The organism is Marinobacter sp. R17 (assembly GCF_003789045.1).
In the GTDB taxonomy this organism is placed as follows: Bacteria; Pseudomonadota; Gammaproteobacteria; order Pseudomonadales; family Oleiphilaceae; genus Marinobacter_A; species Marinobacter_A mangrovi.
Window position 1 is genome coordinate 104,069 of record NZ_RHGZ01000001.1, and the last position, 17,495, is coordinate 121,563.

The 17,495-nt window shown below is 61.7% G+C and carries 15 protein-coding genes; 7 read left to right on the forward strand and 8 right to left on the reverse strand.

The genetic code is table 11. From position 1 onward, the window contains the following. Positions 1–36: 36 nt before the first annotated feature. Genes EB809_RS00500 through EB809_RS00510 form a run of 3 tightly spaced genes read right to left on the reverse strand, consistent with a single transcriptional unit; the run spans position 37 to position 3,546 of the window. Positions 37–1,383, reverse strand: coding sequence for an N-acetylmuramoyl-L-alanine amidase (locus EB809_RS00500; RefSeq protein ID WP_123632612.1), 1,347 nt, complete (start codon positions 1,381–1,383; stop codon positions 37–39). 37 nt (positions 1,384–1,420) lie between these two features. Further along, positions 1,421–1,945 (reverse strand): tRNA (adenosine(37)-N6)-threonylcarbamoyltransferase complex ATPase subunit type 1 TsaE, encoded by a 525-nt coding sequence (gene tsaE / locus EB809_RS00505; RefSeq protein ID WP_223807752.1) that lies wholly within the window; start codon positions 1,943–1,945, stop codon positions 1,421–1,423. A 50-nt stretch (positions 1,946–1,995) separates the two neighbouring features. Further along, positions 1,996–3,546, reverse strand: a complete 1,551-nt coding sequence (locus EB809_RS00510; protein WP_123632613.1) for an NAD(P)H-hydrate dehydratase — start codon at positions 3,544–3,546, stop codon at positions 1,996–1,998. 107 nt (positions 3,547–3,653) lie between these two features. Here EB809_RS00510 and queG point away from each other — a divergent pair, with 107 nt between their 5' ends. Then, complete coding sequence (queG, locus tag EB809_RS00515; RefSeq protein ID WP_123632614.1) at positions 3,654–4,718, forward strand: tRNA epoxyqueuosine(34) reductase QueG; 1,065 nt, start codon at positions 3,654–3,656, stop codon at positions 4,716–4,718. Here the strand turns inward: queG and orn are convergent. After that, a complete protein-coding gene (gene orn / locus EB809_RS00520; RefSeq protein WP_123632615.1) occupies positions 4,712–5,257 on the reverse strand; it encodes an oligoribonuclease in 546 nt (181 codons plus the stop codon). The genes queG and orn overlap by 7 nt on opposite strands. Positions 5,258–5,394: 137 nt before the next feature. On the opposite strand from orn, the gene rsgA reads away from it, so the two are divergent. Beyond that, entirely contained in the window at positions 5,395–6,429 is a 1,035-nt protein-coding gene (gene rsgA / locus EB809_RS00525) for a small ribosomal subunit biogenesis GTPase RsgA (protein WP_123632616.1), read from the forward strand. A 26-nt stretch (positions 6,430–6,455) separates the two neighbouring features. On the opposite strand, the gene motB is transcribed toward rsgA, so the two are convergent. Then, positions 6,456–7,415, reverse strand: a complete 960-nt coding sequence (motB, locus tag EB809_RS00530) for a flagellar motor protein MotB (RefSeq protein WP_123632617.1) — start codon at positions 7,413–7,415, stop codon at positions 6,456–6,458. Positions 7,416–7,454: 39 nt separating this feature from the next. Beyond that, positions 7,455–8,306 (reverse strand): flagellar motor stator protein MotA, encoded by an 852-nt coding sequence (gene motA / locus EB809_RS00535; protein WP_123632618.1) that lies wholly within the window; start codon positions 8,304–8,306, stop codon positions 7,455–7,457. A gap of 249 nt (positions 8,307–8,555) precedes the next feature. Here motA and EB809_RS00540 point away from each other — a divergent pair, with 249 nt between their 5' ends. Both EB809_RS00540 and asd read left to right on the forward strand, forming a co-directional pair. Continuing rightward, positions 8,556–9,371, forward strand: a complete 816-nt coding sequence (locus EB809_RS00540) for a sulfurtransferase (protein WP_123632619.1) — start codon at positions 8,556–8,558, stop codon at positions 9,369–9,371. A 5-nt stretch (positions 9,372–9,376) separates the two neighbouring features. After that, positions 9,377–10,234 (forward strand): archaetidylserine decarboxylase, encoded by an 858-nt coding sequence (gene asd, locus EB809_RS00545; RefSeq protein WP_123632620.1) that lies wholly within the window; start codon positions 9,377–9,379, stop codon positions 10,232–10,234. Here the strand turns inward: asd and epmA are convergent. Together epmA and efp are read right to left on the reverse strand one after the other, a co-directional pair. Then, a complete protein-coding gene (gene epmA / locus EB809_RS00550) occupies positions 10,231–11,211 on the reverse strand; it encodes an EF-P lysine aminoacylase EpmA (RefSeq protein WP_123632621.1) in 981 nt (326 codons plus the stop codon). The genes asd and epmA overlap by 4 nt on opposite strands. A 7-nt stretch (positions 11,212–11,218) precedes the next feature. Continuing rightward, positions 11,219–11,794 carry an elongation factor P gene (gene efp / locus EB809_RS00555; protein ID WP_123632622.1) on the reverse strand — a complete coding sequence of 192 codons (576 nt, stop codon included), beginning with the start codon at positions 11,792–11,794 and terminating at the stop codon, positions 11,219–11,221. A 45-nt stretch (positions 11,795–11,839) separates the two neighbouring features. On the opposite strand from efp, the gene epmB reads away from it, so the two are divergent. From epmB to EB809_RS00570, 3 genes are all read left to right on the forward strand, one after another. After that, on the forward strand, positions 11,840–12,871 hold the full coding sequence (gene epmB, locus EB809_RS00560; protein WP_123632623.1) for an EF-P beta-lysylation protein EpmB: 1,032 nt from the start codon (positions 11,840–11,842) through the stop codon (positions 12,869–12,871). A gap of 310 nt (positions 12,872–13,181) precedes the next feature. After that, complete coding sequence (locus tag EB809_RS00565) at positions 13,182–14,972, forward strand: GTPase (RefSeq protein ID WP_123632624.1); 1,791 nt, start codon at positions 13,182–13,184, stop codon at positions 14,970–14,972. Positions 14,973–15,276: 304 nt separating this feature from the next. After that, the gene (locus EB809_RS00570) at positions 15,277–17,361 is read left to right on the forward strand and encodes an EAL domain-containing protein (RefSeq protein WP_123632625.1); all 2,085 of its coding nucleotides are present in this window, start codon (positions 15,277–15,279) and stop codon (positions 17,359–17,361) included. Positions 17,362–17,495: the final 134 nt, after the last annotated feature.

Consider the following 17,495-nt stretch of genomic DNA (forward strand, 5'->3'; position numbering starts at 1 on the left):
CCCGAGATCTCAGGCCCGCCGCCATAACTTTACGTCTTAGGAGGTGGGAATCTTGAGCATCTGGCCAATCACCACCTGGTCGCTGGACAGGTTATTCAGCTCCTTGAGGCGATTGACCGTTGTCGAATTACGCCGCGCCACGCCGGACAGGGTATCGCCCCGGCGAATGCGATAGGAGGCTATGGCGCCGTTATGCCGCTTTTGCCAGGCCAGCAGCGTCCCTGGAGGCGGCGTATCCTCAAAATAGGAGGACACCCCTTCCCAGATGGCATGAGCCAGCTTGTTGCGATAGCTGGCCGACTTGAGGTTGCGCTCCTCCTGCGGATTGGAGATGAACCCCGACTCCACCAGAATCGACGGGATATCCGGAGATTTCAGCACCACAAACGCCGCCTGCTCGACACCCGGCTTGTGCAGGTGCGTGACGCGCCGGAGGTTGCCGAGGACGTGATCGCCAACACCCACCGACGCGTTGATGCTGGCCGTCATGGACAGATCCAGAAGCACGCCGGCAAGCACTTCGCTCTTGTCGTCCAGCGAGACACCACCCACGCCGCCGATCAGGTCCGACTGGTTCTCGTTGCGGGCCAGCCAGCGGGCGGTTTCACTGGTCGCACCCCGCCGTGACAGGGCGAAGACCGAGGCACCACGCGGCTGGGGCGACCGGAAGGCATCGGCGTGGATGGAGATGAACAGGTCCGCATTTTCCTTACGGGCCAGCAACGTGCGCTGACGCAGGCCGATGTAATAGTCACCGTTGCGGGTGAGCTTGGCCGTGAAGCCAGGCTGGGCCGAGATGAGCGCCTGCAGTCGCCGCGCCAGCGGCAGCACCACATCCTTCTCGTGGGTACCGTCGGGCCCACTGGCCCCCGGGTCTTCCCCGCCGTGGCCGGGATCCACCATCACGATGATGTCCCGCTTGCCGTTCGGATCCTCGGACAACACCGGTTTACTGGGCGCCTCGTCCTGACCGCCGCCCGGTTCGAGCAAATCCACGACCAGGCGATTGCCATATTCATCGTTGGGGGCCAGCTGGAAACTCCGGGGTTCCACCGAATGTTTGAGGTCCAGCACCACGCGCAGGTCATCGCCGTTGCGGGGCGCGCTGCGAATGCGGCGAATCGGGCTGCCGGACAGATCCAGCCGACCGAGGCTGGTTTTCAGCCGGGTGTTCTTGATGTCGATGACCAGACGCGAGGGATTATCGAGCGTGAAGATCGAATGATCCACCTCGCCCCCCATGTCCAGCACCAGCCGTGTATGATCCGGCGCCGGCCAGATCCGGGCCCCCTGTACGTTGGTCTCTGCTTGGGCGTGACCGGCCACGAGCCAGAGCGCCGCCAGCAGAGGCCATACTGTGATTCTGGTCAGGAGATGCTGCATACCGCGATTCACCCTGCTCAATCCCTAAAAAATAACTTCAGGCCAGCCAACCGTTGGTCAGACTGGCGCGTAAACGTTCCAATAATCGATGTCCGGCCGGCGTTGTTGCCGTAAACCGGGCTTCGCGTCCCTCGCCGGCCAGCGCCAACTCGATCACGCCGTCCGGTTCCGGGAGCACGCCAGCGCCCCGCTCCGGCCATTCGATCAGGCATAAGGCGCCCTCAGCGAGATAATCGCGGATGCCCATGTATTCCAGTTCTTCCGGGTCGCCCAGGCGATACAGGTCGAAATGGTAAACGGGAGGCTCCAGCTCCTCATAGGGTTCGACCAGCGTGTAGGTGGGGCTTTTCACCGCGCCGGCATGCCCCAGCCCCTGGATAAAACCACGGCTGAACGTCGTCTTACCGGCTCCCAGGTTGCCCGTCAGGTGCAGGACCACACCGTCACCGACGGAGCGAACCGCCTGAACCACCAGTGCACCGAACTGCAAGGTGGCCGACTCGTCCGGCAGTCGCACGCTGATCCGGTCATTTTCCTGCACCGTGTTTCCCGCCCCGCTCACGCCCTGCGAACTCCTTTATCTGTATCTTAATGAACCATTTCCGGGCCGGTTTAACGACAGTGCGGCAAGATGCCCTCGGCCTCACCGAGCACCGTTGGCAACCGATCGATCAGATCCATCGGCAACAATCCCATGAACCCTTTGTCCTGCGCGGCACGGTCCGCCGCTTCCGCATGAAGACTGGCTCCCATCACCGCCGCCCGGGACGGACTCAATCCCTGCACCGCCAGCGAGCCGATGATCCCCGAGAGCACATCGCCCATACCGCCAGTTGCCATACCCGGGTTGCCGCCCTGAACCAGAGCCGGCCGCTCCATATCGTCGGCCAGAACCAGCGTGCCTGCGCCTTTGAGCAAAATGACGCCGCCGTAGCGCTGTTCCAACTGCGCCACGGCATTTAGCCGGTCGCGGTTGATCACGGCATTGGCCACGCCCAACAGCCGGGCCGCCTCGCCCGGATGGGGCGTCATAATCCAGTTGTTGTGCTTGCCGGGCGCCCGTGACGACAGCATATTCAGGGCATCCGCATCCATCAGGACCGGCCCGTCAAAAGCCATGACGCGCTGCAGCATTTGCTGCCCCCAGGCACCCTGCCCGGCTCCGGGGCCGAAGACTATGCCGTCGGCTTTGGCCAGCAGCGCATCCAGTTCGTTGCCGTGGGTCAGGCCATGCACCATCAGCGACGGGCAACGCGTCAGGGCGGCACTGACATGCTCCGGCCGCGTCGCCAGAGTTACCAGACCGGCCCCGGTGCGGGCCGCCGCTTCCGACGCCAGCAGGGCCGCACCGCCAAATCCCCGTTCGCCGGCGATCACCAGCAGATGACCACAGTCCCCCTTGTGTGCCCCGCGTCGGCGCACCGGCAGCCATCGGGCCTCGATACACCAGTCCGCACGCCGGGCCACTGCCGGCACCCGGTCGTAGACGGCCGGGTCGACGCCCAGATCGTCGAACACGACGTCTCCCGCGACATCCGGCCCACGACCGGTCAGTAACCCGGCCTTGAGGCCAATAAACGTGACGGTGACTGTCGCATTGACGGCATCCGTCTCAATCCAACCCGTGGTCGCGTCAAGCCCGGAGGGCTCGTCCACCGCAAGTACCGGCCTGCCACTCTCGTTCAGAGCGGCAATGGCCTGATCGAAGGGCGACCGCAACGCACCGGTAATGCCGGTCCCCAACATCGCATCGACGACGATGTCGGCCTCCGCAATGGCATCGGTCAGCAGCGCCGCCGATGAACCGTCGTAACGCTTAATGGAGACTCCCGCGTCCTCGGCCGCCTCGTATGCGGTCGCGGCATCTCCCTTGAGCTTGGCCGGATCGGCCACTGCCAGGCACTGCACCGAAAGCCCCTGACGCTGGGCGGAAGCCGCCACCAGATAACCGTCGCCGCCGTTATTGCCGGCGCCGCAAAGCACCAGCACCCGGCGTGCGTCCGGCCAGTGCCGGGCCAGCTGACGAAAGGCCGAGCGTGCCGCGCGCTGCATCAATTCAAATCCGGGTGTGCCCCATTCATCAATGGCACAACGATCGAGCGCCCGCACCCCATCCGCAGCGTACAGGCTCTCTGGTAAACTGGCGTTAGCAGCAGCACACATGGGGCTATCCATCACCTCATGATCCGATAAACAGAATCCGGTTGAACTCATCCGGCCAGATGCCTGTTAAGCATAGCAAAATGAACCGAAAGGTCATAACTTAATCAATGTTAACCACAACCCTCGACAATTTGGCCGACCAAATCCGCGACTGGGCCTATGAACTGGGCTTTCAGGCAGTCGGGATCAATGACGCCGATACCGGCGCCCATGGCGCGCGGTTGAAGGCCTGGCTGGACGCAGGGATGAACGGTGAGATGAGCTACATGGCCGACCATGGCGCCAAACGTCATCGGCCCGATGAGCTGGTGCCGGGCACCCGCCGGGTCATTTCCGTGCGCATGGATTACCTGCCCTCCCCGGACAGTCCGGCCCAAGTGCTGCAGAATCGGGAGAAAGCCTATATCTCCCGTTATACGCTGGGGCGCGACTACCACAAGCTGGTCCGCAAACGCCTTGCCCAGTTGGCCCGTCGCATTGACGAGGCGCTGGCCGGGCACAACCACCGCGCGTTCGTCGACAGCGCGCCGGTTCTGGAACGGGCGCTGGCCCAGCGCGCCGGCCTGGGCTGGATCGGCAAGAACACCATGCTGATCCACCCGAAAGCCGGCTCGTTCTTTTTTCTGGGGGAAATTTTCACCAGTGCGCCGCTGCCGGTCGATGAGCCATTCACCACAGAACACTGCGGCAGCTGCTCGGCCTGCCTGGACGTCTGCCCAACGGATGCCTTCGACGGGCCGTATCAGCTCGATGCCCGGCGCTGTATCAGCTATCTGACCATCGAACTCAAGGGCTCTATTCCGGAGCATTTACGCGCCACAATGGGCAACCGCGTCTTCGGCTGTGATGACTGCCAGCTGGTGTGCCCCTGGAACAAGTTCAGCAAACCAACGGACAAGGATGACTTCCAGCCACGGCATCACCTCGACAACAGCGAGCTGGCCGAGCTGTTCCTGTGGACGGAAGCAGAATTCCTCAAACGGACCGAAGGCTCGGCCATTCGGCGTACCGGCTATGAAGGCTGGCTACGCAACCTGGCGGTGGGACTGGGCAACGCGCCGTCAACCATTCCTGTGATCGAGGCGCTGAAACAGCGGGCCGACCATCCGTCGGCCCTGGTTCGCGAGCACGTGCATTGGGCTTTGCGCCGGCACGACATCGAGCCTTATTGAAGGCGGAAGAAATGCTCGCGGTAGTGGCGCAGCTCTTCGATCGAGTCGCGAATATCGTCCAGAGCCAGATGCGAACCCTTTTTCTTCACGCCTTCCAGCACATCCGGCCGCCAGCGACGGGCCAGTTCCTTGATCGTACTGACGTCCAGGTTGCGGTAGTGGAAGAACGCCTCCAGTGCCGGCATATAGCGCACGAGGAAGCGGCGATCCTGACCGATGCTGTTACCGCACAGCGGTGACTGACCGCTTTCCAGATGCTCCGCCAGGAATTCGAGCGTCTGCTGCTCGGCGTCGACTTCCGACACGGCGCTGTCCTTGACCCGCTGGGTCAGCCCGCTTTCACCGTGGGTCCGGGTACACCACTCGTCCATCGCCTCAAGCACGCTGTCCGGTTGGTGGATGGCAATCACAGGCCCTTCGGCAATGGTATTGAGATCGGAGTCGGTGACGATGGTGGCGATCTCGATAATGTGCTCCTTGTCGGGATCCAGTCCGGTCATTTCCAGATCAATCCAGACCAGCCGATCGGTTGCAGCCATGAAGGTACTCCTGCTTAAAAGATGCCAAGACGGTGTGAATGGTCGCCGGCGGCCCCGTATAATCGGCGCACCGGAGCGTTGCTATCATGGCACACTTACCCGGACAGGCAGAAATCCAGCAGACAAAGACGGACTCCATGGCAAAACGTCGGCTTAACAGGCAGCAGAAGTGGCGCATCGAAAAAATCCAGGAAGAACGCGCTGCGCGGGCTTCACGCCGGGATCGAGACATCGACCGCCAACTACAGGCCGGGGAGCTGGGCGACGAGCAAAGCGGCCTGATCATCGCTCATTTTGGCAAGCAGATTGATGTGGAGGCGTTGGAAGGCGAACACCGGGGCGAGGTGATTCGCTGCCACGTCCGGGCCAACCTGGGGTCACTGGTGACCGGCGACCGGGTCGTCTGGTGCCCCGGGTCCAACGATCTTGGCGTGATCGTGGCGCTGCAGGAGCGGGACAACCTGCTCCAGCGCCCGGACAAGTTCGGCCAGCTCAAGCCGGTGGCCGCCAACATCGATCAGATCATCCTGGTGATTGCGCCTGAGCCGGAACCCCACGACAACCTCATCGACCGCTACCTGGTGGCGGCGGAAAACTGCGACATCACGCCGGTCCTGCTGCTCAACAAGACCGACCTGATTCACGACGGCAACCGGGCCGATATCGAGGCGCTACTCGACCGATACGCCCTGCTCGGCTATCGAATCGAGCAGACGTCCGCCCACAAGGCCCCGGAAGACGACCGCACCATCGACAACCTGCTGAAAGAACAGACCAGCGTGTTTGTCGGCCAGTCCGGCGTGGGCAAGTCGTCCATTATCCGACGACTGCTGGGGGATGAGAGCATCCGGATCGGCGCCGTGTCCGAAAGCACCGGCAAAGGCGTCCACACGACCACCACCGCCCGCCTGTTCCATCTTGATTGCGGCGGCAACCTGATCGACTCCCCAGGCATCCGGGAATTCGGGCTCTGGCATATGGATGTGGCGCACCTGGAATACGGCTTCCGTGAAATCCGGCCGCTGATCGGCACCTGCCGTTTCCGCAACTGCCGGCATCAGTCCGAACCGGGCTGCGCCCTGCTGGAGGCGGAAGAGAAAGGCGAGATCAGCCTGGAGCGCATGCAGAGCTTTCGCCGTATCTATACCGAAATCGAGAATTCAGACTGGTAAGGCGCCGCTGACAGGCGTCCTGAGCCTTACCAGTTCACCTCACCGGCATCCGGCTCGGGGGGTTGCTTGAACCAGTCGCCGGATTCCAGTTTCTTCTGAGCTTCCTGGGACTGTTCCTCGGTCGGCGCCGTCAGATCGATCACCGGCTGGGCATTGGCGCCGGAATCGGACTGGATTTCCTGCTCGGCTTTCTTGTTCAGCACGATAATCGCGATACGCCGGTTAACCGGTGCCTGCGGGTGGTCCTTGTCGAACAACACCGAATCACTCAACCCAACCACCTTGCCAATCTGCTCAGGCCGCACGCCGCCGGCAACCAACGCCCGCCGCGCCGTATTGGCCCGGTCCGCCGACAGCTCCCAGTTGGTATAGCCGGGGCGCCCGACAAATGGCGTGGCATCCGTGTGACCGGTAATGCTGAGTTTGTTGTTGACCTCGCTCAGCGGCTTGGCCAGTTCGAACAGGATATCCTGGGAATAGTATTTGAGACGGGCGCTGCCGCTGTCGAACATCGGACGCTTGGAGCGGTCCACGATCTGGATCCGCAACCCCTCGTCAGTAATGTCGATCAGCAGTTGGTCCTTGAACTTCTGCAGCGTCTCACTGCTTTCAATCTGGTCCTTGAGGTCCTGAAACAGCTGCTGCATCTGTTTCTGTTCCAGGGTATCGGCCATGTCCTCAATGGTCTGATCTTCCAGCTTGATCTGGGAATCCGCCACATCCTCGCTGGTGGAATCCACCACCGACGCGCTGCCGCCCAGATCGATCGGATTGCGGCTGGCGGCGTCCATGTAACCGACCGGGTCCTTGAAGTAACCGGAGATCGCCTGTTTTTCCTCCGGCGTTGCGGTCATGGTCAACCAAAGCACCATGAAAAAGGCCATCATCGCCGTTGCGAAATCGGCAAAAGCGACTTTCCAGGCGCCACCGTGATGCCCCCCGGACACCTTCTTGACGCGTTTGACGATGATGGGTTGCTCTTCCACGACGGACCTCAGTGCCCCGTTACGACGAATCCGGTGCGGTTACTTGGAACGCACATGGTCGTTGAGTTCCTGGAAACCAGGGCGTTTGTCACTGGGTAACGCCTTGCGACCAAACTCGACCGCCATCTGCGGGGCCTGCCCGGAGACGGTCGCCAGAATGGCAGCCTTGGCACACTCGTAAGCACGCAGCTCGTATTGCGCCTGGTGCTCCATGGCGGTGGAGGTCGGCCCCACGAAACCATAACCCATAAAAATACCCAGGAACGTCCCCACCAGTGCCGCGGCCACCTTATGCCCGATCATCTCGGGCGGACCACCCAACAGACTCATGGTGATGACAATCCCCAGGACCGCCGCCACGATCCCCAGCCCCGGCAGCGCATCCGCGACCTTGGCCAGCGCATGGGACGGTTCATTCAGTTCCAGTTCACGATTATCCAGCTCTTTGTCCATCAGGCCTTCAAGCTCGTGGGGCGCCATGTTCCCGGCGCTGATAATGCGCATGTAGTCGGTCACGAAGGCGAGCAGCTTGGACGATTTCATCACCGCCGGGTAACGGGTGAAGATCTGGCTCTCGGCGGGGTTATCAATATCTTCCTCGATGGCCATCACCCCCTGCTTCCGCGACTTGTCAAACAGGTCATAGAGCAGGCTGAGCAAATCCAGATAAAAGGCTTTATTGAACGGAGAACCCGTCAGCAATCGCAGGATGCCGGCGACGGTTTCCTTGATGGTGTGCATCGGGTTGGAAATGATGAACGCGCCAGCTGCCGCCCCGAAGATGATCAACACCTCCAGCGGCTGCCACAGCGCCATCAGCTGCCCCTTGGACAAGACGAAGCCGCCCAGCACACAGGCAAAAACGATGATCGCACCGAGTATTAAGGCCATAGCGGTAAAAACTGCTCCCTGAACTGCCTGCCCGCCGGCACAAACCGGCTACATCGGAGACTGCCTCCGAAACCCTAACAGGACGCGCGTAAAAGACGTTTCAGATGTTTCTGATTTTCGGGAATCATAGCAAGAGCCTGAAAGTATCGCGAAAAAAACACCTTGCTCAGTGTCCGGCGCCAACGCCACCCGTCCTGCCGCCAATCTGTTAAGATGCGCCCAAACCCCGAACGGCCCGCTGAGACGCGTATGCAGACGCTGCCCCTGATTATCGAACCGGACGACCTGGAACCCCTGCTGGCGTCCGGGCACAACCTTCTGTTGATCGACCTCTGCCACCCCCAGCGTTACATGGGCGGGCACCTTCCGGGGGCCGTCTATGTGCATCCTCAGGAGACCCTGCTGGGCTATCCGCCGGCGCCGGGCAAGTTGCCGACGGTCGAGGCGCTGCAGGCATTAACCACGCGCATCGGGCTGACCCCGGACACCCATGTGGTGGTCTACGACGACGAAGGTGGCGGCTGGGCCGGGCGTTTTATCTGGCTGCTCGACTGCATTGGCCACACCCGCTACAGCTACCTGAATGGCGGCTGGATTGCCTGGCAGGCGGAGGGCCACCCGCTGTCCACTGACGCCCCCGAGCCAACACCAGGGCACTATCCGATTGTGGTGCATCCGGAACCCACCGCGACGCTGGAGGAAGTGCTGAATGGCCTGGACGCAGATGACCCGGTGATCTGGGACGCCCGATCACCGGAGGAATACCTTGGCACCCGCATTGCCGCTGCCAAGGCAGGCCATATTCCCGGTGCCCGCAATCTGGAGTGGACCCGGCTTATGGATCCGGCACGCCACTTCCGCCTGCGCCCGTCAGACGACCTGCGTGCGCTGCTCGCTGCCCAGGGGATCGGCGAGGCCAACACCCTGATCACTCACTGCCAGACCCACCACCGGTCCGGCCTGACCTACCTGGTGGCCAAGGTGCTCGGCTATCCGCGGGTGCGCGCCTATGCGGGCTCCTGGGCCGAGTGGGGCAACCATCCTGACACACCTGTGGAGATCTAGAACCGATGCGAGACAAGCTCTTTGTGATGAGCCAGTACCTGACGCCCCAGCTTGGGCTGTCGCGACTGGCCGGACGACTGGCCGACAACGATCAGGTGCCGGCCCTGAAGAACCGGGTCGTCCGCTGGTTCATCGAGCGCTATGGCGTCGATATGAGCGAAGCGGTCGATGCCGACCCCGCATCCTATGCCACGTTTAACGACTTCTTCACCCGGGCCCTGAAATCCGGGATGCGCCCCGTCGATGAAGCGCCGGATGCCTTGACCAGCCCCGTGGACGGCGCCATCAGCCAACTCGGTGCCATCAAGGACGGCCGCATCTTCCAGGCCAAGGGGCAGTCGTTCAACCTGACCGAACTGCTGGGCGGCGACGAACAGCGCGCCAAACCGTTTGCCGGCGGCGAGTTCGCCACCATCTACCTGGCGCCCAAGGACTACCACCGCATCCACATGCCGCTGGCGGGCACCCTCAAGGAAATGGCCTACGTGCCGGGCCGGCTGTTCTCCGTCAATCCCGTCACGGCCGCCAACGTACCCAACCTGTTCGCCCGCAACGAGCGGGTCGTCACCCTGTTCGACACGGAATGGGGGCCGATGGCCATGGTGCACGTCGGCGCGATGATCGTCGGCAGCGTGGAAACCACCTGGGCCGGCGTCGTGGCACCGGGCACGGACGGGGTCAGCAGCGTGGACTACAGTGCCGACAAACCGATCCGGTTCGATAAAGGGGACGAGATGGGCCGTTTCCGACTGGGTTCAACCGTCATCCTGCTGTTCCCGAAGGATGTGATGCAGTGGTCGGATGAACTGGGTCCTGAATCGGTGCTGCGTATGGGCCAGCGGATCGGCTCGAAAGTGGTCTAAGACCGCTCGATGGGGAACGCGACGACATCCCGGATGTCTCGTGTTCCCAGCTTGCACATCAACAAACGGTCCAGCCCCAGGGCCACGCCCGAACACGCGGGCAAGCCATGCCGGAGCGCCTCCAGCAAATAGTCGTCCGCAGCCATTTCGGGCTTGCCGTGCGCCCGCCGCAAGGCGTTATCCGCCTCGAAGCGGCGCGCCTGTTCCGCCGCGTCCGTCAGCTCCCAATAGCCGTTGCACAGCTCCAACCCATCGAGATACAGCTCAAAGCGGTGGGCCACGGCGCATCCGCCAGCGTCCCGGGTACGCGCCAGCGCGGCCTGGCTGGCGGGATAGTCATGAATAAACACCGCACCCTCGCCCACGAGTGCGGGCTCAACCGCATGAGTCATCAGAAAGTCGAGGCAGGTATCGCGATCGAAATTGTCTGCAAACACCGGATTGCCGGCCCGTCCGGACACCGCATCGCGCAGCTCATCCAGCGGTAGCGTAAAGGGATCGAGACCGACGTGCTGCAGGAACACCTCGCGGTACGTGAGCCGTGCGGGCGCATCAATACCCAGCCAGCCACACACCAGCTCACCGACTTCATCCATCAGGGCCCGATCGTCAAAATCCGGCCGATACCATTCCAGCAGCGAGAATTCCGGATTGTGGCGCACGCCGCGCTCGCCATCGCGGAACGCCCGAAACACCTGATAGATGGCACCACTGCCCGCAGCCAGTAGGCGTTTCATGTGGTATTCAGGGGAGGTCTGCAGATAGACCGTACCGCCCGGAAAATCGGACGCCGGGCCCGGATGGGCCGTAATACAGTCGAGATGGAGATCAGAGACGCCGTGACGGGCCAGCAGCGGGGTTTCCACTTCCAGCACATCACGGGCGGCAAAGAACTGCCTCAGGTAGGACAACAGCCCGGCCCGCTCGCGCAGGGCGGTCCAGGACGCTGTTGGCTGCCAGTCCGATTCCCGGGACATATCCGGATCAGTTGGTTTTGACCCGGCTCACGTATTCGCCGGAACGGGTGTCTACTTTCAACACTTCACCAATGACGATGAACAGCGGCACGTTGACCACCGCGCCGGTGGACAGGGTCGCCGGTTTGGAGCCACCCTGGGCGGTGTCACCTTTCATGCCCGGATCGGCGTCGACCACTTCCAGTTCGACAAAGTTGGGGGGTGTCACCGACAGTGGGGTACCGTTATAGAGCGTGACGGTGTAGACGTCCTGCTCCTTGAGCCACTTCATGGTGTCGCCCACCGCCTTCTCGTCGGCCGGGTGCTGTTCGAAGGAACCGTCGGTGGCCATGAAGTGCCAGAATTCGCCGTCGGTGTAGAGATATTCCATCTCCTGGTCCATGACGTCTGCCGCTTCCAGGCTCTCGCCGGACTTGAAGGTGCGCTCCCAGACCCGGTTGCTCATCAGGTTGCGCAGCTTGACGCGGTTGAACGCCTGGCCCTTGCCGGGCTTGACGAATTCGTTCTCGAGGATCACACACGGGTCGCCGTCCAGCAAAACCTTAAGACCACCGCGGAATTCATTGGTAGAATACGAAGCCATGAAAATCTCACCTGAAAAATCGCTGTTGGAAATTCAAAGGGGCTCATGATACAGCGAACCCCCACCCCGGTAGAAGCCCGGGACGTTACCGATTCCGAACTCACCTGGCAGCAGGAGCTGGCTCGCGCCATCAACAATCCGGAGCAGCTGCTTCGGGAGCTGGGCCTGCCGGATCATCTGCTGGCCGGCGCTCGTGCCGGTGACCGGCTGTTCAGCATCCGGGTTCCCCGGCCGTTTCTCCAACGCATGACCCCTGGCGACCCGGACGACCCGCTGCTGCGTCAGGTCCTGCCGCTGGATGCGGAGGGCCAGCCGGCGCCCGGTTACGTCACCGATCCGCTGGAAGAGGCCGAGCACACACTGCAACAGGGGCTGATCCGTAAGTATCGCAGTCGCGCCCTGCTGATGGTTACCGGCACCTGCGCCATTAATTGCCGCTACTGCTTCCGTCGTCATTTCCCCTATGCCGACAACCGGCTCTCGCCCGATGCCAGAACCGAGGCCCTCGCCACACTCCATGCCAGCCCTGAGATCAATGAGGTCATCTTCAGCGGCGGCGACCCTCTGGCCGTGAACGACAACCGGCTGGCCGACTGGGCCGCCGATCTGGCCGCCATTCCGCACCTCACCCGCTTGCGCATTCACACCCGCCTGCCGGTGGTCATCCCCCAGCGCGTCAATGACGCCATGCTGGCCTGGTTTGAAGGCCTGCCGATGCAAAAGGTCATCGTCGTCCACATCAATCATCCCCGGGAAATCGATGACGCCGTCCGGGCGGCCATGCGCCGCTTGCAGGAGGCGGGCGCCACCCTCCTCAACCAGAGCGTCATCCTGCGCGGCGTCAACGATGACGCCGACACCCTGGCGGAACTCAGCGAATCACTGTTTGCCGCCCGCATTCTCCCCTATTACCTGCATGCCTTCGATCCGGTGGCCGGGGCAGCGCATTTCGACGTCAGCGACGATCAGGCCCGGCAGTTGGTTCGCGACTTACTGACACGCCTGCCTGGCTTCCTGGTGCCGCGACTGGTGCGGGAAGTGCCGGGAGAAGCCAGCAAGACACCGCTCAACCTGTGACCCAGGTCCAGAATTCGACAATCGGTTGACCGTAAAACCGCCTCGGAGTGTCTTCAAAAGCGTCGCAAAAGCCTTGAGAATGGGGCGTTCGGGCGGGTGCATCGGCTTTTTTGTCAAACAATGTCAACTTGCAGGTTTCTGGCTTTGTGAATGGTCTTTGCTATTTTAAAGTCGTGGTGAGGTATATAAAGATATGTATTTCCGGTCTTTTTCTCGCCGCTCATCAAAGCTGAGACGCGCCAACAAAAGCGACGCATCAAGGGACGGTGTAAGCGCCAATTCGCCCAAGGCAGAGGGGCATACGGACGGTATGACTTTAAAACCTGAGCTCACGCTACCGGAACAGAAGATAGCAAACCTGTCTTTCTGCGATGCGACACCCAAAGCCTTTGGCCGGTGGGTCGGCGCTTTGCCTGTGGCCAATATTGGTGAGACTTCCCGTCAGCTGTACCACGCGATTATTGAACTCAACCAGCTGATTATCGCGCCGCAGCAACGCCTGGCCCTGCTTGAGCTGATCCGCCACCGCATCAACTTCGTGTGCAAGGAGCTGTCCCGGCATTATCTGGGACTGGCGATCGCCCTGCCCGACAAACAGCGTAAGATTGCCAACCTGTCCCAGGCCCTGCAGCTGCACCTGGCCAATGGCTACAAAACCACGCTGATTGAATTGCTCGACAGCGGCGCCATCGACAAGAACCGCAAGACCATTGCCATGGCGTGCCACCGCATCGTGACCGACCTGGGGCAGACCATCCTGCGCGCGCATCAGCTTTACTGCCCGAGCCCGACCCGAAGCTGGCTGGAATGCCACCGTGTCTACCGTTTTGCGCTGCGCAACAAACTGTATGACGCTCAGGTCGAAGACGAAAACCTGATGCACCGCCAGAGCAACACCATTGCAGATGCCTACAAGCGCCTCTTGCTACTGGGGTGCGCGAGACCGAACCAGCTGCGCCAGAATGAGCTGGTGCAAGCGTATGAGCTGTTTGAGTGCTGGACCGACCGGGTGACCTGTTCCCAGGAAGTCGGCGAAGAGTCGCTGTTCCTGGTGAACATGGAGCGCGATGCGGCCCCGATCTACAGCAGCCTGCTGGGCCCGGAAGAACGGAATGGCGACAGTTTTGGCTTTAACACGGTAGAGCTGTCCGCGGACATCGCCGATTACCAGAACCGCCGCAACGAGAAGGACAAGCAGGCCGGTCATTCCCTGCCGATGCCGGCCAACGTCTCGGAAAACCTGCTGGCGCATCTATCCCAGGCCTTCGGCGTCCTGACCAAGCGCAACTTCAAGCGCATCACCACTCAGGGCGAGTTGCAGGTCGCCGTGGGCCTCTCGGCCGCGCACTACTACATCGCCGGCGAAAAGTCCTTCAAGGCATTCATCGAGAGCGGCGCAACCACGGACGACGAGGAGAACTATTTCATCGCCCGGGCCAAGCGCAATAACGACGCCTGGGCCGGCGCCCACGACGCGGCGCCGACCGGCGACTTCATGTCCTCGGCGGACACTCCCATCAACTTCAAGACCAGCGCCGGCACCCGCGATGAAGGCGGCAGCCGGCCGAAGACCTACAAGACGCCCCTGGTGAATACCAGTCCCGGGGGCTATTGCGTGTCCTGGACCAGCGAGATGCCCCCGTCTCTGCAAGCTGGTGAAGTGCTGGCCGTTCGCGAGCAATCCTCTCATCCCTGGAGCGTGGCTGTCGTCCGCTGGATCCGTCAGCTGCGCCAACAAGGCACCCAGATCGGCGTTGAATTACTGGCACCGAGTGCCACCCCGTGCGGTGTGCGCCTGATCCAGAAAGTCGGCAACAGCAGCGAATTCCTGCGCGGCCTGCTGTTACCGGAGGTGTCTGTGATCGGTCAGCCCGCAACCCTGATCACGCCGCGCCTGCCCTTCCAACAGGGCAGCCGGATCGTGCTGCGCCAGGGCGACCGTGAAGACAACGGTCAATTGTCCAAGCGGCTATCGGCAACCGGCAGCATCAGCCAATTCGAACTGCGCCTGCAAAGCAGCAGCCCCAGCAGTGAGAGCTCAGAAGGCCCGGGGCCCAACACCAGCGAAGACGAATTCGACTCTCTCTGGCCTTCCCTGTAAGCTGCACAGTCGGCGAGCTTGCCCAAGATCGGCCTTATCGACTTACGTTGGCCGGTGCGGGCTCACGGCCAGAACGGCGCAGTCCGGGTGCCGTAACACCTTCGACAACGTCCGGTTACGGTCGGGAACACAATCGCAGGCGCGATCGGGCCGGTCGAGTGCTAACCTGAGTGTTATCGCCCGACGTCACAGGATCGTTGCCGTCGTTCTGCTACAGGCTCGCCTTGAGCGCTGAGACACCCGAATAAATCACCGTTCTTTCCCAAGGATCGAGGAAGAACGGGCTGTGCGAGATGGTTAACGAATGCAGAAGAAGAATACGACGGTTCATCTGCTGATCCTCGACCCTTCCCAAAACGATGCCGAAACCCTGGTCAGCCTCCTCAGGAACTCCGGCCGGGCCACCCGGGCACACCGGGTCACCTCCGAGGAAGATCTTGAAGAAGCCTTGCGGACATCGAACTGGGACCTGATGCTGGCACGGGACCTGGATCAGGAAGTGTCCCCGGATGCTGCACTGTCGCTCATCAAGCGGCTGGACAAAGACATCCCCTTCATCCTGATCACGCCGGAGTTCAACACGGATCGCGCCATTCAGGTGATGAAGCTGGGTGCCAAGGCGGCGGTCCCCGATGGCCAGAAAGATCTGGTGATGCTGACCGTCAACCGGGAACTGGCCAGCCTGGAAGCGCGCAACCAGCGTCGCATCCTGGAATCGCACCTGCGTGAATCGGAGCAACGCTGCCAGCTGCTGCTGGAAAGCTCCAAGGACGCCATCGCCTACATCAACGACGGGATGCACATCTACGCCAACCAGTCCTACATGGACTTCTTCGGCTACGACGACATCGACGAGATGATCTGCATCCCGATCCTCGACACGCTCGCCCCGTCCAGCCATGAGGACTACAAGATCTTCATGAAGGCCTTTGCCGAGCACAAGGAAGACGGCATGGCCCTCAACTGCGTCGCCAAACGCAGCGACGGCAACGAGCTGAACATCGTCATGCGCGTGTCGGCCGCCACCTACGACGGTGAGCCCTGCACCCAGATTGTGGTGCAACCGGAGCAGGACAACGCGGAGCTGGAAGAGAAACTCAAACAGATCAGCACCCAGGATCTGCTGACGGGTCTCTACAACCGCCAGCACCTGATGGACGAGTTGGGCCGTGTGATCGTCAGGGCCGGTGAATCCAAGGAAACCGGCGGCCTCGCCTACATCGCCCTGGACAACTTCATGCAGGTCCGCGGCCAGGTCGGCATCGCCGGCGCCGACCTGATGCTGGGGGATGTGGCCAACATTCTGCGCGACACGGTCGACGACAACATGACCCTGGCCCGCCTGAGCGACGATGCCTTCTGCCTGCTCGCCCTGCCCTGCCAGGAAAACCGCATGGCGGACATCTGCGAGTCGATCCGCAAGAGCATCGAAGACCATCTGTTCGAGATTTCCGGCAAGACGGTCCAGATCTCGGTCAGCATCGGTATCGCCGCCATCACCGAGAATGCACCCAAGGCACCTGATCTGCTGGGCCGTGCCCACACCGCGTCTTCCGAAGTGCGCAAGCTGGAAGGCCACGAAAACGGCAATGGCGTATTGGTCTACAATCCGGCCACCTACGAGAGCCTTAACGACAACAACTCCGTCGAGGCCATCCAGAAGGCCCTGGACGAGGATCGTTTCCGCCTGCTGTTCCAGCCGATCATCAACCTGCGTGGCGAAGGCGAGGAACACTACGAAGCCTTCGTCCGCATGCTGGACAAGGACAGCGAGGAAGTCTCACCGTATGACTTCCTGCCGCCCACCGGGCCGTCGGACATGGCAGCCAAGATCGACCGCTGGGTGATCCTGCAAACGATCAAACACCTGGCCAGCCATCGCTCCAAGGGTCATGACACACGGCTGTTCCTCAACGTCACCGCCGAAACAATCCAGGACAAGACCTTCACACCCTGGCTCAGCGTGGCGCTCAAGGCCGCCCGCCTGCCGGGTGATTCGCTGATTTTCCAGCTTCGCGAAGACGATGCCAACAACTACATGAAGCAGGCCCGGGAGTTCGCCAAAACCCTGCGTGAGCTGCACTGCAAGGTCTCCATCTGCCAGTTCGGCTGCGCCCTGAACCCCTTCAACACGCTCAAGCATGTGGATGTGGATTACGTGAAGATCGACGGTTCCTTCACCGAGGAAATCCAGAAGAGCGACGAAGTGAAGGAAGAGGTGAAGGAAATGGTGGCGTCGCTGCAGAACAACGGCAAGCTGACCATTATCCCGCTGGTGGAAAACGCCTCTGTGCTCGCCACCCTGTGGCAAGCCGGTGTCAACTACATCCAGGGTTACTACCTGCAGGCGCCGGTGCCGGAGATGGATTACGACTTCGGGGACCAGTAAGCGGTCCCCACGCAACGACCACTCTCGCCCCCAATTGAAGTTCAGGTGGTATGGGCCCGTCAGGGCCCCGTTAACCCTCCGGGCTTGATCGAAGCCAATGAATACCATCGCTGGAGAAAAGGACATGGATGTCC